The organism is Rhodococcus sp. Leaf278 (assembly GCF_001426085.1).
Classification (GTDB): Bacteria; Actinomycetota; Actinomycetes; order Mycobacteriales; family Mycobacteriaceae; genus Rhodococcoides.
The window spans coordinates 64,413-87,887 of record NZ_LMRR01000009.1 but is presented as its reverse complement, the minus strand read 5'-3'; the positions used below and the strand labels follow the sequence as shown (position 1 = coordinate 87,887).

At 64.0% G+C, this 23,475-nt stretch carries 17 protein-coding genes; 10 read left to right on the top strand and 7 right to left on the bottom strand.

Going from position 1 to position 23,475, the window contains the following annotated elements; all coding sequences use genetic code 11:
- Positions 1-2: 2 nt before the first annotated feature.
- The 3 genes from catA to ASG84_RS10595 are packed head-to-tail and all read right to left on the bottom strand — an operon-like array spanning position 3 to position 2,942.
- Entirely contained in the window at positions 3-869 is an 867-nt protein-coding gene (gene catA, locus ASG84_RS10605) for a catechol 1,2-dioxygenase (protein ID WP_057476994.1), read from the bottom strand.
- Between the two features lie 43 nt (positions 870-912).
- Positions 913-2,016: a mandelate racemase/muconate lactonizing enzyme family protein gene (locus ASG84_RS10600; RefSeq protein WP_057476993.1), complete on the bottom strand. Its 1,104-nt coding sequence runs from the start codon at positions 2,014-2,016 to the stop codon at positions 913-915.
- Complete coding sequence (locus ASG84_RS10595) at positions 2,013-2,942, bottom strand: LysR family transcriptional regulator (RefSeq protein WP_057476992.1); 930 nt, start codon at positions 2,940-2,942, stop codon at positions 2,013-2,015. The genes ASG84_RS10600 and ASG84_RS10595 overlap by 4 nt, the downstream gene beginning before the upstream one ends.
- A 207-nt stretch (positions 2,943-3,149) precedes the next feature.
- Here ASG84_RS10595 and benA point away from each other — a divergent pair, with 207 nt between their 5' ends.
- From benA to ASG84_RS10565, 6 genes are all read left to right on the top strand, one after another.
- Positions 3,150-4,535, top strand: a complete 1,386-nt coding sequence (gene benA, locus ASG84_RS10590; RefSeq protein ID WP_057476991.1) for a benzoate 1,2-dioxygenase large subunit — start codon at positions 3,150-3,152, stop codon at positions 4,533-4,535.
- Position 4,536: 1 nt separating this feature from the next.
- Positions 4,537-5,076 (top strand): benzoate 1,2-dioxygenase small subunit, encoded by a 540-nt coding sequence (gene benB, locus ASG84_RS10585; protein WP_057476990.1) that lies wholly within the window; start codon positions 4,537-4,539, stop codon positions 5,074-5,076.
- Between the two features lie 31 nt (positions 5,077-5,107).
- Positions 5,108-7,810: a benzoate 1,2-dioxygenase electron transfer component BenC gene (gene benC / locus ASG84_RS10580; protein WP_057476989.1), complete on the top strand. Its 2,703-nt coding sequence runs from the start codon at positions 5,108-5,110 to the stop codon at positions 7,808-7,810.
- 60 nt (positions 7,811-7,870) lie between these two features.
- The gene (locus ASG84_RS10575) at positions 7,871-10,573 is read left to right on the top strand and encodes a LuxR family transcriptional regulator (protein WP_057477100.1); all 2,703 of its coding nucleotides are present in this window, start codon (positions 7,871-7,873) and stop codon (positions 10,571-10,573) included.
- A gap of 151 nt (positions 10,574-10,724) precedes the next feature.
- A complete protein-coding gene (locus tag ASG84_RS10570) occupies positions 10,725-12,074 on the top strand; it encodes an MFS transporter (protein WP_057476988.1) in 1,350 nt (449 codons plus the stop codon).
- Positions 12,071-13,318, top strand: coding sequence for a benzoate/H(+) symporter BenE family transporter (locus ASG84_RS10565; protein WP_057476987.1), 1,248 nt, complete (start codon positions 12,071-12,073; stop codon positions 13,316-13,318). The genes ASG84_RS10570 and ASG84_RS10565 overlap by 4 nt, the downstream gene beginning before the upstream one ends.
- A 79-nt stretch (positions 13,319-13,397) precedes the next feature.
- Here ASG84_RS10565 and ASG84_RS10560 read toward each other — a convergent pair whose 3' ends face one another.
- From ASG84_RS10560 to ASG84_RS10545, 4 genes are all read right to left on the bottom strand, one after another.
- Entirely contained in the window at positions 13,398-14,573 is a 1,176-nt protein-coding gene (locus ASG84_RS10560; protein WP_057476986.1) for a 4-hydroxybenzoate 3-monooxygenase, read from the bottom strand.
- A gap of 66 nt (positions 14,574-14,639) precedes the next feature.
- Complete coding sequence (locus ASG84_RS10555) at positions 14,640-15,392, bottom strand: IclR family transcriptional regulator (RefSeq protein ID WP_057477099.1); 753 nt, start codon at positions 15,390-15,392, stop codon at positions 14,640-14,642.
- 121 nt (positions 15,393-15,513) lie between these two features.
- Positions 15,514-16,989: a hypothetical protein gene (locus tag ASG84_RS10550; protein ID WP_057476985.1), complete on the bottom strand. Its 1,476-nt coding sequence runs from the start codon at positions 16,987-16,989 to the stop codon at positions 15,514-15,516.
- A gap of 6 nt (positions 16,990-16,995) precedes the next feature.
- A complete protein-coding gene (locus ASG84_RS10545; RefSeq protein WP_057476984.1) occupies positions 16,996-17,607 on the bottom strand; it encodes a TetR/AcrR family transcriptional regulator in 612 nt (203 codons plus the stop codon).
- A gap of 163 nt (positions 17,608-17,770) precedes the next feature.
- Here ASG84_RS10545 and ASG84_RS10540 point away from each other — a divergent pair, with 163 nt between their 5' ends.
- From ASG84_RS10540 to ASG84_RS10525, 4 genes are all read left to right on the top strand, one after another.
- The gene (locus tag ASG84_RS10540) at positions 17,771-18,931 is read left to right on the top strand and encodes an acyl-CoA dehydrogenase family protein (RefSeq protein ID WP_057476983.1); all 1,161 of its coding nucleotides are present in this window, start codon (positions 17,771-17,773) and stop codon (positions 18,929-18,931) included.
- A 24-nt stretch (positions 18,932-18,955) separates the two neighbouring features.
- Positions 18,956-21,130, top strand: a complete 2,175-nt coding sequence (locus ASG84_RS10535; RefSeq protein ID WP_057476982.1) for a 3-hydroxyacyl-CoA dehydrogenase NAD-binding domain-containing protein — start codon at positions 18,956-18,958, stop codon at positions 21,128-21,130.
- A 28-nt stretch (positions 21,131-21,158) separates the two neighbouring features.
- Positions 21,159-21,788, top strand: coding sequence for a TetR/AcrR family transcriptional regulator (locus ASG84_RS10530; RefSeq protein WP_327213069.1), 630 nt, complete (start codon positions 21,159-21,161; stop codon positions 21,786-21,788).
- A 134-nt stretch (positions 21,789-21,922) separates the two neighbouring features.
- Complete coding sequence (locus tag ASG84_RS10525; RefSeq protein WP_057476980.1) at positions 21,923-23,470, top strand: acyl-CoA synthetase; 1,548 nt, start codon at positions 21,923-21,925, stop codon at positions 23,468-23,470.
- Positions 23,471-23,475: the final 5 nt, after the last annotated feature.

Genomic DNA, 23,475 nt, shown 5'->3' with positions numbered 1-23,475 from the left:
CCTCAGCCCTTGTCGAGTACGAAGTTGTAGGTCACCTCTTGGCCACCGTCGACATCCCGAGGATCGAGGATGAGCTCCGGCTTGACGGCGTTGGCGACGTCGTCCTCGTTGTGGACGTCACCCGGGAAGTACAGCTGAGTGGTGACCTGTTGGTGGCCGGCTGCGGCGACCTTGAGGTGCAGGTGCGCCGGACGCCACGGGTGCCAACCCGCCGCGGAGATCAGACTGCCGCAGGCACCGTCGGTCGGAATCTGATACGGCGCAGGCTTCATGGTGTGAATCCAGAACTGGCCCTGATCGTCGGTGGTCACCGTACCGCGCAAATTCCACTCCGGAATCCCGGGCGCGAACTGCGAGTAGAAACCGTCGGAGTCGGCGTGCCAGATCTCGATGACCGCGTGCGGCAAAGGGCTACCGTCGACACTGGTGACCTGCCCCTGGAACAGCAGCGGGGTGCCCTGTTCACCGTCCCGCGTCGGCACGACCGCAGCCGATCCGAGCTCGGGGGCACCCGGGACGTAGAAGGGCCCTTCGATAGTGCCCTTGCTGCCCTCGCGGGACTCGCCGGCCACTTCTTCGACGACGTGCTCGACCCAGACGTCGAGGAACAACGGCCACTCACCGGTCTGTCCCACATTGATGAGCCAGGCTTTGAGGGCGTTGTACTCGTCGTAGGTGACCTTGTGCTCGCGGATGGTGTCGTGGACGGCCGAGAGGACCTGGCGGGCAAGCAGACTGACGCGCTCGGGTGGGGTGTCGGCTGCCAATTGCTTGTCGGAGGAAAAGCGCTCGGTAGCGTTCGCGCCGGTCGCCGCGGCGGTGGCCACCTCGGCGGGGACGTCTGTCGATGCTGCGTGGTCGATGCTCATGGTGAACTCCTTGTGTGAAAGTTGCGCTGTTCGGGGCTGAAAATTATTGATCGGTACGGTATTTCGCGATTTTGTCCGGGTCGATGCGAACGCCGAGTCCCGAGCCGGGAAGGGCGCTGAGTGTGCCGTCCCGAATCTCGAGACTCTCGGTGAGCAGGTCGTCGCTCATGTCGAGGAAGTTGGACAGCTCGCCTGCTCGACGCGACGTCAGGTCGAACGCCGCACCGAAGGCAACGGTGCAGGCCGTGCCGAGCTGACCGTCGATCTGGTTCCCCATCACCACGTCGATGCCGAGGCCCTCACACAGGTGGTGGGTTCGCTGTGACGTCGTGAATCCGGTGCGCGCGGTCTTGATGCTCACCGCGGTCGCGGAACCACCGAGAATCTCACGGGTGACCTCGGCCGGAGTGGTTGCGGATTCGTCTGCCACGAACGGGATGTCGAGTTGCTGCACCAGCCACCGGCGGCCGAGAACGTCGTCGGCCGGGCACAGTTCCTCGGCAAGAGTGAGCCCGAGATCGGACATCTCTTTCATGGCGCGCGCGGATTCTGCGGCGGTCCAGCCTCGATTGCCGTCCACGTAGAGTTCGACGCCCTCGCCCAGTCCTTCTCGGAGAGCGCGGACGACTGCGGTGTCGAGGTCGACGGGCCGACGGCCGACCTTGACCTTGAAGACCTCGATTCCGTACGTCTCGCGCATCCTGGTGGCTTCGTCGACCATCGCTGCCGGGGTATCGAACCCGAGCATGTGGCTCACTCGCATCCGGTCGGTGTATCCGCCGAGCAATTCGGTGACGGGCAGGTCCAGGGTCTGTCCCAGTGCGTCCCAGATCGCCATGTCCACCGCCGACTTGGCTACCGGATTGCCCACGGTACGAGCCAATTTCGCATGCACTACCTCGCGCTCGACGAGGGTGAGCCCGACGATCGCCGGCGCGAAGATGGTCTCGATCACCGCAACCACTCCCCGCTGGGTCTCGCCGTAGGTGAACGGCCGCGGCGGCGCGTCTGCGATACCGATGACGCCGTCGTCGGTGTGTACCCGAACGAGTACGTGCTCGGCCGAGGAGACCTCGCCGCTGGCGAACTTCAGTGGCTTTCGGTACGGGATCGAGTACGGGATGGCCTCGACTGCAACGATTTTCATGACATATCTTTCAACTGAGCAGGCGGTATGGATAGTTCGAGTCGAGGAAGCACTCCCGCATCCTCGAGGGCACCGACGAGCGAGTCCACCAGTGCCGACGGCCGATCCCGGCACCAGGCCAACGCCAGATCGATCGTGCTCGCACCGGAGATGTCGCGGAACACGACACCGTTCAACTGCAGGGCGCGTACGGATTCGGGAACCAACGCAACACCCAACCCGGCCGCGACGAGCGCGAGCAACACCGACGTGTCCGGAGCCTCGTGTTCGCGCCTGGGACTGAAGCCCGCGGCTCTGCAGCTCGTCACGACAGCTTCGTTGACGACCGAATGCGTGTCGGCATACATGACGAAGTCCTCGTACGCGAGATCGGCGACGTCGAGCGCCGGTTCGGTGGAGAACCGGTGATCGACGGGCAAGGCGAGCACCAAAGATTCCGTGGTGATCTTCCGTAGCACCAGATCGTCACCCACAACAGGTGGCCGCAGCACCGCAACGTCGAGATGTTCCGAGCGCAGACCGTCCACCTGCGCCGGGGTCAGGAGGTCCCCGTGGATCTCGAGCGCTATACCGGGCAGCCTCTGCTTGATGGCACGTGCGATCGGCGGAAGTTGATCGAAGGCCGCGGTACCGGTGAAGCCGATGCGTACCAATCCGTATCGGCCGTCGGCGATCCGTCGTACTCCCCGTGCGCTCTGCTCGATGTTGTCCAGATTGCGAAGCGTCTCTTTGTAGAAGAACTCCCCCGCCGGAGTCAGGCTGACCTGGCGAGTCGTTCTGGCCAGCAGTGTCACACCCAGCTCGGCCTCCAACTGACGAACCGATTGCGACAACGCCGGCTGAGCCAGGTGCAGCCGCGTGGCGGCCTGCCCGAAGTGCCGAGTCTCGGCCACGGCCACGAAGTGGTAGAGGTGCCGAAGTTCCATGAACGAGCCTCTCTGTGCGTGGTGGGGTGACCCTGACCACAGTAGGGCGGTGATCCATCGTTGACAAAGACCTATTTTGGGTCGATTGATAAGTGGCAGCTATCAATGTGCACCCAGGTTAGGCCTAGGCAAAGCCCTGGTGTGACGGCGGCCACTCGCTGACAGAGTCGCTTGTAATCGAACTCGAAGCGCCTGGAGGAACCCGATATGACCGAGATGCTGGATCACGTACAGAACACGATCGACAGAGCAGTGATCGACGATGTCGCGGCGGGCATCTACCGCGCCAACCGCAGCATCTTCACAGACGAGGAGGTCTTCGAGCTCGAGATGAAGCACATCTTCGAGGGCAACTGGATCTACCTGGCCCACGAAAGTCAGCTCCCGAACAACGGCGACTACTTCACGGTGCACATGGGTCGGCAGCCCGTGGTCATCACCCGCGACAAGGACGGCGAGCTGCATTGCCTCATCAACGCGTGCGCTCACCGCGGTGCGATGCTGTGCCGACGCAAGACCGACAATCGCACCACGCTCACCTGCCCCTTCCACGGCTGGACATTCCGAAACGACGGCACGCTGCTCAAGGTCAAGGATCCCGACGGTGCCGGCTACCCCGACACATTCGACGTCGATGGATCGCACAACCTCACCAAGGTCCCTCGCTTCGAGAGCTACCGCGGTTTCCTCTTCGCGAGCCTGAACGACGACGTCTCGACCCTCGCCGAGCATCTCGGTGACACGACGAAGGTCATCGACATGCTCGTCGACCAGTCGCCGGAGGGACTCGAAGTACTGCGCGGATCCTCGTCGTACACCTTCGACGGAAATTGGAAAGTACAGGCGGAGAACGGGGCCGACGGATATCACGTCAGCGCCGTGCACTGGAATTACGCTGCAACCACCTCGCGCCGCAACAACGGCGAATCCAAGAACACCACCAAAGCGCTCGACGCCGGCGGCTGGGGCAAGTCCGGCGGCGGCTACTGGTCCTACCCCAATGGCCATCTCTGCCTGTGGACCTGGGCAGCCAATCCCCAGGACCGCCCACTGTGGGATCAGATGGATGCGCTGAAGGAGAAGTTCGGCGACGCCAAGGGTGAATTCATGGTGAAGGGTTCACGCAACCTGTGCCTGTACCCGAACGTCTACCTGATGGATCAGTTCAGCACCCAGATCCGGCACTTCCGGCCGATCGCGCCCAACAAGACCGAGGTCACCATCTACTGCATCGCACCCAAGGGCGAGAGCAAAGAGGCTCGCGCACATCGGATCCGGCAGTACGAGGACTTCTTCAACGCCTCTGGCATGGCTACACCCGACGACCTGGAGGAGTTCCGTTCTTGCCAGCTGACGTTCCAGGCTACCAATGCACCGTGGAACGACATGAGCCGCGGCGCGGAGCACTGGCTCACCGGACCCGACCCAGTGGCCGAGGCACTCGACATGCACGGTGTCATTTCGGCGGGTGTCAAGAACGAGGACGAAGGCCTGTTCCCGGTTCAACACGGCTACTGGCGCAAGACCCTGCTCGCGGCCCTCGACAAGCAACGCGCAGCCGACTCCGCACACGTTGCAGCACAGGAGGTCTGACATGAGTGCCACCGTCGACAACATCGATACCGAGCGGCCGTCCTCGTCGCGGCTGATCACGCAATCTTCCATCGAGCAGTTCCTCTATCGCGAAGCTCGCTATCTCGACGATCGCGAGTTCGAGAAGTGGCTCACGTGCTACGCGGACGACGTCGAATACTGGATGCCCTGCTGGGACGACAACGACCTGCTCACCGAGGACCCGCAGACCGACATCTCGTTGATCTACTACGAGAACAAGGGCGGGCTCGAAGACCGCGTGTTTCGCATCCGGACCGAACGTTCCAGTGCCACATCCATACCCGAACCGCGGACCAGCCACAACATCAGCAACGTCGAGGTCATCGAGCGTCGGGGAGATATCGTCGACGTCCGATTCAACTGGCACACGATGTACTTCCGCTACAAGACAATCGATCCGTACTACGGAACGTCGTTCTACACGATCGACTTCTCCGGCGAATCGCCGCTCATCCGACGCAAGACCGTGGTGCTGAAGAACGACTACATCCATCACGTCGTCGACATCTATCACTTCTGATCGACCTGCCGTAATCTCGAGGAGTTCCATCGTGAGCCATTCCGTCGCACTGTCTTTCGAAGACGGCGTCACCCGCTTCATCACCTGCGAGGACGACCAGACCGTTGCCGACGCCGCCTACCGATCGCGGATCAACATCCCCCTCGACTGCCGGGACGGTGCGTGCGGAACGTGCAAGGCTCTGTGCGAATCGGGTGCATACGACGGTGGTACTTACCTCGACGACGCGCTCTCGCAGTCGGAATCGGAGGAGGGCTACTGTCTGCCCTGCAGCATGAAGCCCACCTCCGATCTGGTGCTGCAGATCGCCAGCACCTCGGCAGTCGCAAAAACCCAGGCGGCGACACATGACACGGTCGTGACCGCCGTGGAGAAGCTTTCTCCCACGACGGTCAGGCTCGCTGTCGAGGCACCGACAGGTGGCGCGCTCGCGTTCCTCCCCGGCCAGTACGTCAACATCACGGTCCCCGGATCCGAAGAAACCCGGTCCTACTCCTTCAGCTGCGTCTCCGGCTCGGACGAGTTGGAATTCCTGGTCAAGCTCACTCCGGGCGGGTTGATGTCCACCTACCTGAGCGACACGGCGGCCGCGGGCGACAAGATTTCGTTCACCGGCCCGCACGGCAGCTTCTTTCTGCGCGAGGCTCAGCGACCTGCGCTGCTATTGGCAGGCGGCACCGGTTTGGCTCCGATCCTCTCGATCCTCCGCACGATGGCCGGCGAATCCAGCACTCGTCCTGTACATCTCGTGTACGGCGCCAGTACCGACGACGACGTCGTCCAGCTGGACGAGCTCGCTGCCCTGGCCTCGTCGTTGGACGCGTTCACATGGGATCACTGTGTTTCGGACCCCTCGAGCACCGCCGCGAACAAGGGGTACGTCACTGCCCTGTTGACCGACGAACACCTCAACGGCGGTGATGTCGCGGTCTACCTGTGTGGTCCGCCTCCCATGGTCGAGGCCGTCCGAACGCACTTCGCCGAGGCCGGCATCGAACCGACCGGCTTCTATTACGAGAAGTTCGCGCCGTCCTCGGCACCGGCGAAGGAGACTCCTGACCTCGAAACCGACTCGGCCCCTGCGGTTGTGGTGGATGACGAGACCCCGGTGACCGATGCCGATGCCGATGCCGACGTCCTACCTGCAGCGTCGGCCGATCTCGAACCCGCTGTAGATGGCAGAAGCATCTTCGGGCGAGCCGTGTTCGGCAGTCGTGCCGCGGAACCTTTGCGCCTGCGCGGCAGCGGCATCTCGGCAACCGAGGACACAGACACCATGCGTGCGATCGCGGGTCAGCGCATCGCCAGGGCCGGGTCGACGGCCGCTCCGGTGACGATGGACGAGAGTGCCGATCTGCTGGAGACACCCGAGGCACACTCCGTTGCTGCGCAGCGTATTTGGCCGTCCAGAAATATTCAGCCGCTCGTCGAGCGCACCTCGGAACCGGTGACTGCGTCGACGGCGCGGTACGAGATCGGCGAGGAGCATCCATCGGTACACGAGTCGGACGCAGTGTTCGAGGCCAGGCGCGCCCTCGAACTGGGTGCCCTCGAACTCGTGATCGGCCGACTGTCCTCGCAGCAGATCTCCGGATACCGACTCTTGGCCGAGACCACCACTCGCTACGTCGACGGCGATCGGTTCGTCGATGCCGCCGCGTACACCGAAACCAATGCCGCCTTTCACGACTACCTGTTCACCCAGACGGGCAACGAGCATCTGCTGCAAGCCTATCGGGCTCTCGGCGTCAAGGCCGCGATGGAGGACGTACTGCGTAACGCGACGTGGTGCGATCCGCTGTGCGCCCAGGATCACCTCGACATCGTCGACGCGTTCGAGGCCGGAGACCGTGACCGCGCACGGACGTTGATAGCCGATCACGCCGACCGCTCGAAGGCGACGATGAAACGCGCCATGAACGAATCCCGGACGAACAAGAGACCCAAGTTCGTCAGCCCCGGTCGGTTCGCAGGGAAGGTCGTGCTGATCACCGGCGCGGCCCAGGGCATCGGCGAATTCGTTGCTCGACGGATCGGTGCCGAAGGCGGATCACTGGTGTTGGCCGACAGGTCCGAGTTGGTCGAATCTCTCACCGAGGAATTCGAGCAGGACGGTGTCGAAGCCACTCCGGTCATCGCCGACCTCGAAACATGGGAGGGCGCTTCATCGGTGGTCGACGCTGCACTCAACGCGCACGGACGCGTCGACGTATCCATTCACGTTGTCGGCGGAACAATCTGGGCCAAACCGTACGCCGAGTACCAGCCCGAGCAGATCGAGAAGGAAATCTCTCGGTCGCTGTTCCCGACTCTGTGGTCGTGCCGCGCCGTGATCCCGCACATGATCGAACGCGGCGGCGGCACCATAGTCAACGTCTCCTCGGTCGCAACCCGCGGCATCCACCGGGTTCCCTACGCAGCTGCGAAGGGTGGCGTCAACGCCATCACGGCAACTTTGGCTCTCGAAGCAGCACCGCACGGCGTTCGGGTGGTTGCCACGGCCCCCGGCGGCACAGACGCACCGCCGCGACGCGTGGCTCGGGGGCCCGCACCCTCGACCGAACAGGAAAAGGACTGGTATCAGGCCATAGTCGACCAAACCGTGGACTCCTCGTTGCTCAAGCGGTATGGAACCCTCGACGAGCAAGCCGCAGCGATCTGCTTCCTCGCCTCCGACGAGGCGTCCTACATCACCGGCACCGTGCTCCCGGTGGCCGGCGGCGACCCGGGCTGAGTCGTGACCGTGTTGGTTCGATCGCCCCACGCAGTTGCCCGACGCGGATACGGTGACGTCATGTCCCCCTCACCGTTGATCGGCCGCGGTGAACTGCTGGACGTCCTGGTTCGGGCGGTCGAGGCGCTCGACGGCTCGGCGACCTTCGTCGTGCTGACCGGCCCGGCAGGCATCGGCGCATCGTCGATTCTGCGTGAAGTGGAACGGACGATCGGTAGCGACGGCGAGGGCGCGGTGGTACGGCGCGCAGGTGCGGTGCCGTGGGAAACGCACGTGCAGTTCGGTCTGGTCACCCAACTCGTCCCGGGCGTCCGGATCGACGGGGCGGACCCGGTGGAGTGGGGACACCGCATCGCCGACTCGTTGCCGACGGACGACATGACGATCCTGCTGATCGACGACGCGCAGGACTGTGACGCGGACTCGCTGCGTGCACTCGCTTCGACCGTCCGGCACCATCGAACCGCGAGGCTCGCGGTTGTCTGCACTCGAAAGCCGTTGCCCCACGGCTCTATCGAGTCACACCGGGTTCTCGATCGCGCTGCCGACCTGTCCTTGACGGTACCGGCGCTGACGGTGTCGGCAGTTGCCGAACTCGCTGCGCTGCAGGGGATCATCTTGTCGCCCTCCTCGGCTGCTCACCTGACACGTCACACCGGTGGACGTCCTCGACACGCCTCGGCGCTGTTGAACGAGGTGCCGCGCGAGACCTGGAAGGGTGTACGACCCGACCTACCTGCGCCCGCTTTCGTGCAGGCAGACGTTCAGTCCACTCTTGCTCTCTGCACGGACGCAGCTCGGCGTCTGGTATCGGCCGTCGCTGTTCTCGAAGACGCCCGACCGTTGACCACGGTGTGCGAGGTCGCCGGCATCGAGGATCCCTGGTCTGCTGTCGATCTCGCAGAACAGTTGGCACTGATCACCGTCCGACGCAGCTCCGCGGCGACCATCCTCGAGGTTCACGACCCCTCGGTCCGTGCCGCGGTGCTCGCGACGATGACCAGAGTCGAGCGCGCACGGGTTCATCGAGCCGCTGCCGCGGCCGAGGCCGACCCGGCCGACCAGCTGGCGCACCTGGTTCACGCGTCGCCGTTGCCCGATCCATCGGTCTCGGACCGCTTGGACGCACTCGCTGCGTCACGCGCAGGAATCGGCGAATGGGCCACCGCGGCACGGCTGTACCTTCTGTCGAGTCGATCGACGCAGGAACCCCATGCGCGTGAGGATCGGCTCGTCCGCGCGGTGGACGCCCTCATCGGTGCCGGGGACATGCGCACGGCCTCGGACTACATTGCCGAGATCGAAAGTCTTCGTGAAACGCCTACTCGCAACGCTGTACTCGGATATCTGGCCATCCTGCGCGGCCGCCCCAACGAAGCCGAAGCGCGACTGACTCGGGCATGGCAGCTGGTCCGGACGCGGCACGACCCCGAAGTCGCGGCCGTGATCTGCCATCGTCAGGTTCTGCACAATCTGGCTCGCTGCGACGGTGCCAACCTCGTGTTGTGGGCCGACCGCGCAGTCGAACTCGTCGGGGCCGACCACGCAACCGCGGTGGAGGCGCAGTCCATTCGGGGTCTCGGCCTGGCCGGCACGGGCCGCGTCGCAGAAGCACTGACCAGCTACCGAGACCTGTGGGGCCACGCCAGCACCGGAGCCGTCGGACAACGTGTGCAGATGGGTGCCGGCTGGCTCCACTTCGCGACGGACCACATCGACCTCGCCCGCTCGGAACTCGAAGCCGCTGCACCGACCGACTTTCTCGGCGGTTCGACGCGAATCTCGTTGTGGGCCCATGGTTGGCTGGCACGCACCTATTTCGTCACCGGAGAATGGGACGCGGCGCTTCGGCTGGTCGAAGCAGGTTCCGAACTGGCCGACCGTTCCGGTGCCGCGTTGATCGTTCCGCTGCTCCAGTGGTCTGCGACGCAGATCCATGCGCTCCGCGGAGACTGGGTGGCCGCAGCAAAGAGCGCACATCGCGGTGACTCCGGCGCACGCGACTACGAGATCATGAGGGTACCAACGGCTCTCGGTCGTGCAGCCATCGCGGAGGCTCGAGCCGACTATGCCGGGGTCCTACGCGCCCTGGCCCCGTTGACCGAGCAGTGGGCTCACGCCGACGTCTCCGAGCCCGGATTCTGGGCGTGGCCCGATGTGTATGCCAATGCGCTGATAGTCGAGGGCCGACTGGACGAAGCGGACGAGTTTCTGATCCCACACGAGGCCAGAGTGCACGATCGTGGTCACCGCTCCGCGCACGCACGCCTGGCCTGTGCTCGTGGCCGACTGCACGGTGCAATGGGCGATCTCGACTCTGCCCGAGCATCATTCGAGGATGCCCTGACATCGTTGGCCCCGCTGCCCCTGACGTACGACCGTGCCCGAGTGAACTATGCCTACGGGCAGACCCTGCGCAGAGCAGGGAAGAGACGAGAAGCCGATGCCGTCGTCAGTGCGGCGCGCGATGGCTACCTGGCACTGGGGGCCACCACGTACGTACGACGGTGCGACCGTGAACTCAAAGCCGGTGGCGTGCACGCGGTCCTGAGGGACAGAGCGCACGATGCATTGACACCACAGGAAGATGCCGTCTCGAGCCTGGTCGCGACAGGAATGACCAACCGTGAGGTCGCTGCCGAGTTGTTCCTGTCGGTCAAGACAGTTCAGTTCCACCTGACCAGGGTGTACGCCAAAATGGGCATCCGCTCGAGAGCTGAGCTGGCTGCTGCGCGGTCGGCCGATGACGGCTCGTCGACATGATGGGTGCGCCCGCTCTGACAATGCCGAGGTAAGCACTAGGCAAAGCCCTGGTGTGACTCAGCCCACTATTTGAGACAGTGATCCAACCCGCTCGGCCGTCAGCGCCGATTCGCCCCTCCAAGCGGTACTCCCAGACCGAAAAGGATCCCCGATGACTGCACCGGACTCCACCATGAACACCAGTTGGGCCAGTGACCGACACCGCCGAAGTGTGTTGTGGATCGTCGCACTGTCCACGGCCGCAATTGTTTTCGACGGCTACGATCTCGTCGTCTACGGCACCGTGCTACCGACGCTGCTGGCCGACTCCACTCAGCTGGGCGCGCTGGATCCCGAAACTGCCGGCGCGCTGGGCTCCTACGCGCTGATCGGGGTCATGGTCGGCGCTTTGACCGCTGGTGCCTTCGGTGATCGGATCGGCCGTCGCAGAACGATGTTGACCTGCATCGTCTGGTTCTCGATCGGAATGGGGGCCACCGCCCTCGCACAGAACGTCACGATGTTCGGCATTCTCCGGTTTCTGACCGGCATCGGGGTAGGCGGACTCGTCGCCACCGTCGGAGCAATGATTGCCGAATTCGCACCACCCGGACGGCGAAACCTGTTCAACGCCATCGTCTACAGCGGCATTCCGGCCGGCGGCGTGCTGGCGTCACTGGCGGCGATCACCCTGCAGGATTCCATCGGTTGGCGCGGACTGTTCTGGCTCGGTGCGCTGCCACTGTTCGTACTGCTGCCGCTCGCTCTGCTTCGGATGCCGGAGTCCCCTCGGTGGCTACTCGCGCACGGACGCGTCGCCGATGCGCGGGAGATCTGCGCACGGACCGGCATTCCGATGCCCGAGGCCGAGCCAATGGTCGCCGGCGATCGTGTCGGATTCGCAGCACTGGCCCGCAAGCCGCTGCTGCGACCGACGGCCCTACTCGGGCTCATGAGTTTCTCCGGGCTGCTCCTGACCTACGGCCTCAACACCTGGCTACCGCAGATCATGTCCGAGGCCGGATACAACGCCAAAGGATCACTGTCGTTCTTGTTGGTACTCAACGGCGGTGCCATCGTCGGCGGTCTGATCGCATCGCGCATCGCCGACCGTACCGGCCCCCAACGCGTCATCGCGGTCACCTTCTGCCTCGCTGCGCTGTCGTTGGTGTTGCTGACGCTGGACTTCCCACTCGGAGTTCTGCTTGTCGCCGTGGCCGGTGCCGGCATCGGCGCCATCGGTACTCAGGTGTTGATCTACGGATTCGTCTCGAACTACTACCCCACCACCGCTCGCGCTGCAGGCGTGGCATGGTGCGCCGGATTCGGCCGGCTCGGCGGCATACTCGGCCCGCTGCTCGGAGGAATTCTGCTCGGAGCCGGCATCGCGTCGTCCACCGCGTTCTACATCTTCGCTGTCGTAGCGCTGCTCGGCGCACTCGTCACCACCGCTGTTCCCGCGCTCCGGGCCCTGCGCAGATCCAATCCAGCACCCAGCGAGCCGGTGAAAGTGGCTGAATGACGGATATTTTCGAGCGTCTCGCCTCGGGCGAACTACCCGAGCGTCGTCCGCCGAGTCTGCGTGCTCTCCGCGCCGACTTCGGCGGGCAGTACGTCAGTGCAGGGGCAACCGGCGTGCTGTTCAGCGCAACAGGACCGGTTGCGGTCATCATGGGTGCCGCCGCAGCGGGCTCGCTCACCGCCGCGCAGACAGCGTCGTGGGTCTTCGGAGTATTCGTACTCAACGGCATCCTCACCGTGGTGGCGAGCTGGGTGTACCGCATGCCGCTCAGCTTCTTCTGGACGATTCCGGGCACGGTTCTGGTAGGTCAGTCGCTCGCCACGCTGACCTGGCCGGAAGTCGTCGGTTCCTACCTCGCCACCGGAGTGCTCATCCTCGTGCTCGGAGCCACCGGAGCGGTCGCGAAATTGATGGCATTCCTGCCGCACAGTGTCGTGATGGCGATGGTCGCCGGTGCCTTTCTGTCGTTCGGAACCGGACTGGTGCAGTCTGTTTCGTCCAACGTGCTCGTCGCGGGCAGCATGGTCGTGGCGTGGTTGGCGCTGACACGATCCGATACGTGGTCGAAACGGATTCCTCCGGTACTCGCCGCATTGGCCGCCGGTCTCGTTGCTCTCGCGATCACCGGCGGGTACACCCGACTGAATGGGGCCGCGGCAGACCTACCCCTGATCGGCTTACCGGAACTCGTTGCGCCGTCGTTCAGTGGGGCGGCGATGGCGCAGTTGGTGATACCGCTCGCAATCACAGTGGTCGCCGTGCAGAACGGGCAGGGTGCTGCTGTCTTGCACTCTGCAGGCCATCGGCCGCCGATGACCGTCGTCACCATCGCCTGCGGCGTCTGGTCACTTCTCGTCGCGCCGCTCGGTGCGGTGTCGACCTGTCTCGCCGGCCCGACCAACGCGCTGCTCGTTGCCGTCGGTGCACGGTCGCGCCAGTACATCTCCGGAATGACCTGCGGCGCATTGGCGATCGTGGTGGGCGTGTTGGCACCACTGTTGGTACGCGGCCTGTCCGTCGTGCCCGCGACGTTCATCGCCGCCCTCGCGGGTCTGGCCATGCTCGAGGCACTGCGCGGTGCCTTCACCGCCGCGTTCTCCGATTCGTCCGGCCGCCCGATGCTCGCGCCCCTGATCACCCTGCTGGTCACCATCTCCGGCACCGACGTCGGAGGCCTCGGTGCTCCGTTCTGGGGACTCGTGGCCGGTGTCGCGGTCACCTATGTATTGGACCGCCGACGGTAGGTTCTCTAGCCGAACTCGAAGTTAGGGATGGAGTCCGGGCAAATTCCGTCCATAACTTCGAGTTGGGCGGTGCTCGGGGTCAGAACCCGATCGGCAATCCGGCGTAATTCTCCGCCAGTCCCATGGCACCTGCTTCGCTGGAGGCCACCCATTTCAGCTGCGAGAGCTGCAGCTGCGCATCGAAGGGGTCGTCGCCGGTATGCAGCATCGTCGTCATCCACCAGGAGAAGTGGGTGCAACGCCAGACGCGTCGAAGTGCGTTGTCGCTGTATGCTTCTGCGGCCCGGGAGTCGTTCGACTTCAGCATCGAGATCAATGCCGGTGCCAGCAGCGCCACGTCCGCGACGGCGAGATTGAGGCCTTTCGCTCCGGTCGGCGGCACGATGTGCGCTGCATCTCCCGCCAAGAAAAGGTTTCCGTGCCGCATCGGTATCTGCACGTAGCTGCGCATCGGCAACACACTCTTCTCCGTGATCGGGCCCGGGTTCAGCGTCCACCCGTCCTGGCCGTGGCCGAGTCTGGTGGCCAACGCATCCCAGACGCGGTCGTCGGACCACGTGTCGATGTCGGTTCCGTTCGGCACCTGCAGATACAGCCGACTGACCGTCGACGATCGCATGGAGTGCATCGCGAATCCATCCTGATGCCAGGCATAGATCAGTTCGTCGGTCGAGGGAGCGACATCGGCAAGCACACCGAGCCAGGAGTAGGGGTAGACCCGTTCCCAGGTGTTGCGCACCGAATCGGGCATCGCCGCTCGGCTCGGCCCGAAGGAACCATCGCAGCCGGCAATGACATTCGCGTCGATGCGTACCGCGTTGCCCGACGCGTCGGTGAAGGTCACGTAGGGGGCGTCGGATTCGACGTCGTGCAATGCCGTGTCGGAGACGTCGTAGTAGATCTGCTGGCCGGCCTTCTCGCGCGCCACAACAAGGTCCTTGGTGACTTCGGTCTGCCCGTACACCCACACGGTGCGGTCGATCAGCTTGCTGAAGTCGATGTGGTGCCGCTCTTCCGGCCACTGCAGGTAGACACCGCGGTGCTCGTCGCCCTCGCGGTGCAAACGCTCACCGAGTCCGTGTTCGTCGAGCAACTGGACGGTGGAGTGTTCGAGGACTCCGGCCCGGATTCGCGAGAGCACATAATCCTGGGTACGTGACTCGATCAGAACGGAGTCGATGCCCTGCTCGTCGAGCAGATGGGACAGCAGCAGGCCCGCGGGTCCTGCGCCGATGATGGCGACCTGTGTACGCATATGTGCAGTACACCCCCGGACTTCGGACCGAACAAGGCAACGTTTCCACTGAGTGGAAACGCTGAACTATCCGCGCAGGCTTCGACCGATTCCCTGCGCCGCAACCTGCAGCGCTGCAACCAGTTTCACTCGATCTCGGCCCAATTTCGGAACGACGATTCCCAATGCGGCGACCACACTGTCGTCGCCCACACGAACGGGCACCGCCACCGAACACGCACCGAGCGTCATCTCCTCGACCGTCTGCGCAAAGCCCTCACGGCGCACTCGGCGGAGTTCGTTCTCGAGCTGACCGGGCTGCGTGACGGTGTATGGGGTGATGCGGTTCAGGGAGTGCATAACTCGCTCCTGTACATCCCGAGGCGCATACGCCAACAACACCTTGCCGACGCCAGTGGCATGCAGGGGAAGGCGCGCCCCGACACGACTGACCGCCGGAACCGATGCATGACCGGCCAACCGGTCGAGGTAGAGCACCTCGTCGCCGTCTCGGATGGCCAGGTGCACCGTCGCGAGAGTCGCGCCGTAGATGTCGTGCAGAAAGGGTGACGCGATCTCGCGTAGATCGGACTGATCCGGTGCCAGCAGTCCCAGCTTCCACAGCCGTCGTCCCACCACGTAGCGGCCGTCCTCGGTGCGGACGAGCGCGCCCCACTCCACCAGTTCACGCACCATCCGATGCGCGGTTGCAATGGGTAGACCGGCACCGTCGGCCAATTCGGTCAATGTCAGCCCAGGGGCCTTCTCGTCGAACACACCGAGTATGGCCAGCAGGCGCGCAGCCACCGAGACTCCGGGATCCCGAGCATTGCCAGCCACCCGACCGACGATAGTCCTCGGCCGACCACCGCCGAACTCGAAGTTATGGATGAATTCGGACGCAAATCCATCCACAACTTCGAGTTCGGCGGCTGTCAGGCTGAGGCGGCTCGGTCGACAGCTAGTTCGTGTGAACACGTGCCCTGTCTCGATCGCTCAGCCGTCGATCGCCGAGGACCGTCAAGCCCGCTGTCACCACGGCAATGACGACAAGGCTCAGCCGCTCGGTGGTCCCAGACCAGATCGCAATTCCGGCGACGGTGTGTCCGACCAAGGCACCGCCCACTACCGCGAGGGTGTGCCGCTGTGTCCAGACCGTCGATTGCGCGCAATAGCGCAGTGTCGCAACTGCAACCGCCAGGACAGTCACAGCTGCCGTCATGGGGATCAGCACCTGTGCGCCATGGGTATGGGCCGGCTGCGACGATCCGAAGGTTCGGAACGTCAGCCACATCACGGCGATTGCGGTGGCGCAGGAGCCGAAATAGAACCACGGAAGCGCCACGAGCGGACGGTGCCACGATCGAGAAGTCCGTTTCGGAAGAATTCTCAGCGCAACGAACCCCAGGATCGATATGGCGACGACACAGCCCACTACGAACCCGATCGGGGCCTGATACCCGGGGTCCTGCGACGGTGGCACGGTGAAGCGCAGTGCCGCAACACTTGCCACTACGGCCAAGGCGATCACCACAGTCCCCCGGACACCGAGATAGGGACGGCCCCGATGTTCGGGGTATACCAATTCGGTCAGGACGATGGGCACCGCGACCGTAAAGATGGCGTGATAGAGCACATTGGCTTCCCAGTACGTGACGTTGACTCCGAGAAATCGAATTCCCCAGTCCGCCGCCCCGTAGAGCCGTGAACTGGTGAGGGCTTGCAATCCGATTCCGTCTTCGGCGATCTCGAATGCGATGGCGAGTAGCAGCACACTCGGCCACCCGCGTCCGGACCGAACGACCAGCTCACGGATCAGCAGAACGCCGCACCCGTAGAACGGGGTCCACAGAACGATCAACCACGCCAACGCGATCGGGGTGGAACCGAAAGCAAGTTCGGCAACCACCGGGGTCGCCACAGCCAAGAACAGCCCGGCCTTGGGATGCCCGGTTGCAACTTTTTTCCTGTAGCCGAACAGTTCCCGCACACTGGTGCGGGTAGCGGCCACGAACGTTGCGACAACGGCGACCGCCTGCAGCAGGTACAGCACGCGCAACCACGTCGGATAGTCTCCGCCGACCGTGAGCCATCCGACCGAAAGCAGTTGAAGCACAGCAATGATCAACACACGGCGATAGCTTCGTCGTCGACCGGATCTCAAGCTTCGCACCAACAGTGGGAACAGCACAGCGATACCTGCAGCGGGCCCCGGGCGCGACCACAGCGTTGCCGAGAGGGTGTCGCGCATTGCGGCATAGCCGGCACCGGTCGGGTCCATACCGGCGAGCTGAAAGGACAGGATCCGATCATGAAAGATCCACGTGCACATCGCGGCGATCAGCCCGATCGCCAGGTTGACGAACATGATTCGGACGAGTCGGTCGAGTGCAGGTGAGCTGCCTCTCGGCGTGGTGTTCTCCGGGCGTTCGGGCATCGAGGATCAGCCTTTCGTAGCACGGCGGAAGGTCGCCACCAGTTCGTCCGCGTAGTGGTCCAGATTCAGGTCCGGATGGGTCCGCAGCAGAAAGGCGATGCCGTCGAGTGAGCGCTGAATGGTGGCGGCCATGATCGACGTATCGAACTCGGTGAACTCGCCGGAGTTCTGACCATCGGTCAGAATCTGCTGGATCGGCGACATCGCGGCCGACTCTTCGGCGGGTCCGTAGGCGGCCCACCCTCCTTCAGGGTGATGCTCGAGAAAGATGCTCATCAGCGCCTGCATGGACGATCCGTGTGCGGAGTTCAGCGCCACCGTAGTTCTGATGGCGCTCTCCAGAGCGTCGCCGGCCGAGCCGAACGGACCTGCCGACCTACCGGACATGAAGCTTCGGACGGTCGAGAAGATGCTGTCGACCACTGCCTCGATGAGCTCGTCGCGACCGGCGAAGTGGTAGGAGATGGTCCGCGTCGACTTGATCCCGGCGCGTGCGGCTATGGCCTGGAACGTGGCTGCGCGATACCCCCCGGAGGCGATCACCTCGACGGTGGCAGCGACGATCTGTTCGCGTCGCGCCCGGTTGGTGACCGATTGCCGCTCAAGTGGTACTTGCATGAGTAACAAAGTACTCGCGCAAGTACCTGTGTCAACACCGACTTGTCCCGGACCAGCTGGATCGAGTCGACCCGCCCGCTGTTGACATCCGCAGGCACGTCGGTGCATCGTTATTGGCATTGCGCCAACAAGAAGCGGGCGCGCGTCGAGCCAAGGACCCACCATGACTGCACTCGCAGACCGCACCAGTGACGACCTCACCACCGAACTCTCCGATGTCAGACAGCTCGCCCGAGGATTCTTCGAGAAGGAGGTCGCGCCCCGTCGCGAGGAATTCGCCGCGGCCGGACGGCCCAGCCGCGAGGTGTACCGAACCGCAGGCAGCCTAGGGCTGCTCGGCATGTCGGTACCCGAGCAGTACGGCGGTGGCGGTGGCGACTTCCGCCATGAGGCGGTGCTGTTCGAGGAGCAGGTTCGCTCCGGCGACTCGGCCATGCAACTCGGCGTGCACAGCGGCATCGTTCCGCACTACCTCCTGGCCTACGCCTCCGAGGAAAAGAAGCAGCAGTGGCTGCCGAAGCTGTGCTCGGGAGAGTGGATCGGCGCGATCGCGATGACCGAACCGGGCACCGGATCCGACCTTCAGGGCATCACCACCCGCGCGGTACGCGACGGCGACGATTACGTGGTCACGGGCGGAAAGACGTTCATCTCCAACGGAGCTCACTGCGACCTGATCATCATCGCCGCCACAACCGATCCGGCTGCCGGAGCGCGAGGGCTGTCGCTGCTCGTCGCCGAAGTCTCCGACGACACCGACGGTTTTCACCGCGGACGCGTGCTGCACAAGATCGGCCAGAAGGGGCAGGACACAGCCGAACTCACCTTCGATGAACTCCGAATCCCTGCCGCGAACCTGCTGGGCGAAGCAGAGGGCCGAGGCTTCGCGCAGTTGATGCAGCAACTCCCCCAGGAACGCCTCATCTGCGGCATCGCTGCCGCAGCGATGATCGACGCCGCCGTCGCACAGACCGTCGACTACACCAAGTCGCGCAGCGCCTTCGGCAAGACCCTGTTCGACCTGCAGAACACGAAATTCGAGCTTGCCGAATGCGCAACCATCGGCCGCGTCGTTCGCACCTTCGTCGACGACGCACTGGCCAAGCACATTTCGGGTTCCCTCGACGTGTCGACGGCCGCGATGGTCAAGTACTGGACCACCGACCGACAGTTCGAAGTGGTCGACCGTTGCCTGCAACTCTTCGGCGGCTACGGCTACATGGAGGAGTACCCCATCGCCCGAATGTTCGTCGATGGCCGTATCGCCCGCATCTACGCCGGTGCCAACGAAGTCATGAAAGACCTCATCTCTCGCTCTCTCTAGTACTCGCACCGACCTGAGGATCCGATGAACAGCTCAACCGCGCTACAGACTTCCACCATCACCGGAGAGGTCGGCACCGACCGAATCCTCGTCCTGACGATCGACGACCCGACGCAGTCCACCAACACCATGAACGCTGCATTCGGTGAATCGCTCGCGCAGACCGTCGACTGGATCGAGACCAACCTCGATGCCTACGACGGCATCATCATCACCTCGGGGAAGGATTCGTTCTTCTCCGGCGGCGACCTCGAATTGCTGCGCGACGCCGGTCCATCCGACCACGCGGCCATCGCCGACGCACTCGATTTCACCAAGGACAAGTTCCGCCGTCTCGAGACGCTCGGCAAACCGGTTGTGGCAGCACTCGGCGGCACCGCACTCGGCGGCGGCTTCGAGATCGCCCTGGCCTGCCACCGTCGAATTACGTTGAACAACAGCACCGCTCGGTTCGGGTTACCCGAGGTCACCCTCGGGTTGCTGCCCGGGGCCGGCGGAGTCACCAGAACCGTCCGCATGTTCGGCATCGTCACAGCGCTGACCACGGTACTGGGCCAGGGTCAGCGATACCGGCCCAGCCAGGCACTCGAACATGGACTCGTCGACGAGGTCGTCGACACCCACGAGCAGATGATGGCGAACGCGCGTGCCTGGATCTCTGCCAACCCTGACGCTGTACAACCCTGGGACAGAGATGGATTCACAGTTCCCGGTGGCACCGCGGAGTCGCCGGCCGTGGCCGCACAGCTGTCGGCCTTCACAGCCACGGTGCGGAAGCAGGTCAAGGGCGCGCCGATGCCCGCTCCGATCGCGGTGGTTGCCGCGGCTGTGGACGGGGCGGTGCTCGATTTCGCGGCCGCCTCGCTCGTCGAAACTCGCCACTGCACCTCGCTGGCCTGCGGGCCAATCTCGGGCAACCTCATCCAGTCGATGTTCTTCGATCTCGGCTCCATCACCAAGGGTGCTTCCCGCCCGTCGGCCGAACCCCATCGCGTCCCCGACAAGGTGCTGGTGATCGGGGCCGGAATGATGGGTGCCGCCATTGCCTACGTCGTCGCCTCGGCACAGGTTCCGGTGATCCTCCGCGACGTCTCGATCGAGTCCGCCGAGCGCGGAAAGGATTACGCACGTGCGACTCTCGGCAAAGCTATCGCAAACGGACGCACGACCCAGGCCGACGCCGATGCGGTGCTCGCGCTCATCACGCCCAGTTCCGACGCGGCCGATGCCGAGGGGTGCGATCTGGTGGTCGAGGCCGTGTTCGAGGATGCCGCCGTCAAGCAGAGTGCTTTCGAGGCGGTCGACAAGTACCTGACCGCCGACGCACTGCTGTGCTCCAACACCTCGACGCTGCCCATCACCGAATTGTCGAAGGGCGTGACACGAACCTCGAACTTCATCGGCACGCACTTCTTCTCCCCCGTGGACAAGATGCCGTTGGTGGAGATAGTCGTAGGGGAACGCACCAGTGACTCTGCACTGGCCCGCGCCTTCGACTTCGTTCGGTTGATCGGCAAGACACCTATCGTCGTCGGAGACAGCCACGGCTTCTTCACCACCCGCGTCATCGGCCGATTCATGGACGAGGCTATCTCACTGGTCGCCGAGGGCGTGCACCCTGCGACCGTCGAGCAGGCCGCGCTCGAGGCCGGCTACCCGTCCGGTGCGCTGGCTCTGATGGACGAGATTTCGTTGACCCTGTCCCGACACATCCGTGAGGGCATGGCCGAAGCTGCTCACGCCGAGGGTCGCCCATGGATCGTCTCGAATTCGTACGCCCTGGTCGATCGCTTGGTCGACGAGTTGGACCGTCCGGGTCGCAAGGCAGGACGCGGGTTCTACGAGTACGCCAAGGACGGCACCAAGCTCGGATTGTGGCCGGGCCTGATGGAGCACTACCACCGCCCCGATCACGGAATTCCGTTCGAGGACATGATGGATCGGATGCTCGTCGCCCCATCGTTGGATTCGATCGCGTGCCTCGACGAGGGCGTCCTACGAAGCGTCGCCGACGCCAATATCGGTTCCATTCTCGGTATCGGCTTCCCGGCCTGGACCGGCGGTGTGTTGCAGTTCGTCAATCAGTTCGACGGCGGACTTCCGGGATTCGTGCGCCGAGCCGACCAGCTGCAGGCTCGGTACGGCGACAGGTTCGTCGTACCGAGCTCGCTGCGTTCACGCACCGAGCGGTACCTCTGAGGTCACGCTCGGTCGCTTCGGTGCAATCATGAGAACCATGCCGGCTGCAAGTACACCCAAGTGGAACCGCCTGGAACCGGACGAGCGCCGAACGCAGATTCTGGCCGCCGCCGTCCGGTTGTTCGGCGACAAGCCGTACGCCGAGGTGTCGATGGCCGACGTGGCGGCGTCTGCGGGTGTCGCACGCGGGCTCATCCACCACTACATCGGCGGTAAACGCGATCTGTATCTCGAGTGCGTTCGCTATCTGGTCACCGTGCCGCCGATCGAGGATGTTCATCTGCCCACTGGTTCGCTCGAAGAGCGCGCACGTGGCAGTGTGCACTGGCTGGTGGGCGTCATAGAGACACACGGAACAGCGTGGGTATCGGTGGCGAGCGGCTCGGGCGTGGACGAACAGGTGGCCCAGATTCTGGACGACGCCGACGACCTTGCCGCCGAACGCGTTTTGGACGCAACTGCTTTCGAGGCGCGCCGGGGCGACCGACGCATCGCCACGTCGGCAGTGCGGGCTTTCGGCGGCATGGTCAAGGCAGCAGGCCGCGAGTGGCTGGTGCGGGGCACTCTGACCCGCGAACAGGTCGAAATACTGCTAACGGACGTGCTCGTTACCGTTCTCGCTACGGCACGTTCTCTCGACGACGCCCCAGAACGTTAGCCGGGCAACCCTTTTCGAAGTGTGCCTCCAACCGTCATCACATGCCGCCACTATTGACACTACGCCAACAAGGTGGAACTGTGACCGTATTCACCCGGGCGCACGTCGCCCCGTCTTCCACAAGGGACCTCACCATGTATCTCACTCAAGGACTGCATCGATCCGCATCCACCACACCTGATCGCGCAGCAACGGTGTTCGGTGATCGCGTGCGAACCTTCTCGGAGCAGATCGACCGCGTGGCGAGATTGGCAGCCGGCCTGCATTCCATCGGAGTCGAGAGTGGCGATCGAGTGGCAATGCTCGCGTTCAACAGCGACCGCTATTCCGAATACCTGCTTGCGGTCCCGTGGGCCGATGCCGTCCTCAATCCCGTCAACATTCGGTGGTCCCCCGTCGAAGTCGCCTATGCGCTCAACGACTCTCTGACCAAGGTTCTGATCGTCGACGACACCTTCGGCGCGATGGTTCCGGCTCTGCTCTCGTCGTGTCCCGACTTGGCCACCGTCGTCTACTGCGGGGACGGTGCCACACCGGACGGGATGGTGTCGTACGAAGATCTGGTCGCGTCCCACGATCCCGTTCCCGACGTTCGGCGTAGCGGCGACGCCCTTGCCGGCCTCTTCTACACCGGCGGCACCACCGGATTTCCCAAGGGCGTCATGCTTTCCCACGCGAACCTGGTCACCTCGGGCCTGGGAACGGTGGCAACCGGTCAGCTGCTCGACGACGCCTCCGTTCTTCTCCATGCCGCCCCGATGTTCCACCTCGCCGATCTGGCCGCATGGGTGGGTCAGGTCATGCTCGGTGGCACCCATGTCATGGTTCCGTTCTTCGAGCCGACGGCCGTCCTCGGCGCAATCGCCCGGCACTCCATCACCGATGTGTTGCTGGTGCCCACGATGATTCAACTGCTTGTCGATCACCCCGGGTTGAACCAGTTCGACACCTCGTCGCTGAGCCGCGTGCTCTACGGAGGATCTCCGATCTCCGCCGGCGTCCTCGAACGCACCCTCGCCCGGCTTCCGCAGGCCCGCCTCACTCAGGCCTACGGCATGACGGAACTTGCACCGGTCGCGTCTCTCTTGTGGCCGGAACATCATGTCGGAGAACGTATCGGCTCGGCCGGGCGCGCGGCTCCACACTCCGAGATCCAGATACTCGGACCCGACGACGAGCAGCTGCCCACCGGCTCGGTCGGCGAGATCTGTGTCCGCGGTGGACACGTGATGCTGGGCTACTGGAACAAGCCGGAAGAGACTGCAGCTGCCGTTCGTGACGGATGGATGCACACCGGTGACGTCGGCTACCTGGATTCCGACGGCTTTCTGTATGTCGTCGATCGACTCAAGGACATGATCATCACCGGCGGCGAGAACGTCTACAGCGCCGAGGTGGAGAGTGCGCTCAGCCGTCATCCTGCCGTTCTGGCCTGCGCCGTGATCGGTGTGCCCGACGAGGAGTGGGGCGAGCGAGTACACGCGTGTGTCGTTCTGGCCGAGGGACTTTCACCAACTACGGCCGAACTGATCGAGCACACTCGTAGCTACGTTGCCGGGTACAAGACCCCACGCACCATCGAGTTCGTCACTGCTCTTCCCATGAGCGGGGCAGGCAAAATCCTCAAGCGCGACTTGCGGAATGCGCACGTGGCGAAGGACGCGCTCGAAGCGTCCCGGTGACCACC

Bases quoted from the DNA above. Each gene is read 5' to 3' on its own strand.
- catA (WP_057476994.1), bottom strand. From the start codon at position 869: ATGAGCATCGACCACGCAGCATCGACAGACGTCCCCGCCGAGGTGGCC.
- ASG84_RS10600 (WP_057476993.1), bottom strand. From the start codon at position 2,016: ATGAAAATCGTTGCAGTCGAGGCCATCCCGTACTCGATCCCGTACCGA.
- ASG84_RS10595 (WP_057476992.1), bottom strand. From the start codon at position 2,942: ATGGAACTTCGGCACCTCTACCACTTCGTGGCCGTGGCCGAGACTCGG.
- benA (WP_057476991.1), top strand. From the start codon at position 3,150: ATGACCGAGATGCTGGATCACGTACAGAACACGATCGACAGAGCAGTG.
- benB (WP_057476990.1), top strand. From the start codon at position 4,537: ATGAGTGCCACCGTCGACAACATCGATACCGAGCGGCCGTCCTCGTCG.
- ASG84_RS10575 (WP_057477100.1), top strand. From the start codon at position 7,871: ATGTCCCCCTCACCGTTGATCGGCCGCGGTGAACTGCTGGACGTCCTG.
- ASG84_RS10570 (WP_057476988.1), top strand. From the start codon at position 10,725: ATGACTGCACCGGACTCCACCATGAACACCAGTTGGGCCAGTGACCGA.
- ASG84_RS10565 (WP_057476987.1), top strand. From the start codon at position 12,071: ATGACGGATATTTTCGAGCGTCTCGCCTCGGGCGAACTACCCGAGCGT.
- ASG84_RS10560 (WP_057476986.1), bottom strand. From the start codon at position 14,573: ATGCGTACACAGGTCGCCATCATCGGCGCAGGACCCGCGGGCCTGCTG.
- ASG84_RS10550 (WP_057476985.1), bottom strand. From the start codon at position 16,989: ATGCCCGAACGCCCGGAGAACACCACGCCGAGAGGCAGCTCACCTGCA.
- ASG84_RS10545 (WP_057476984.1), bottom strand. From the start codon at position 17,607: ATGCAAGTACCACTTGAGCGGCAATCGGTCACCAACCGGGCGCGACGC.
- ASG84_RS10540 (WP_057476983.1), top strand. From the start codon at position 17,771: ATGACTGCACTCGCAGACCGCACCAGTGACGACCTCACCACCGAACTC.
- ASG84_RS10535 (WP_057476982.1), top strand. From the start codon at position 18,956: ATGAACAGCTCAACCGCGCTACAGACTTCCACCATCACCGGAGAGGTC.
- ASG84_RS10530 (WP_327213069.1), top strand. From the start codon at position 21,159: ATGAGAACCATGCCGGCTGCAAGTACACCCAAGTGGAACCGCCTGGAA.
- ASG84_RS10525 (WP_057476980.1), top strand. From the start codon at position 21,923: ATGTATCTCACTCAAGGACTGCATCGATCCGCATCCACCACACCTGAT.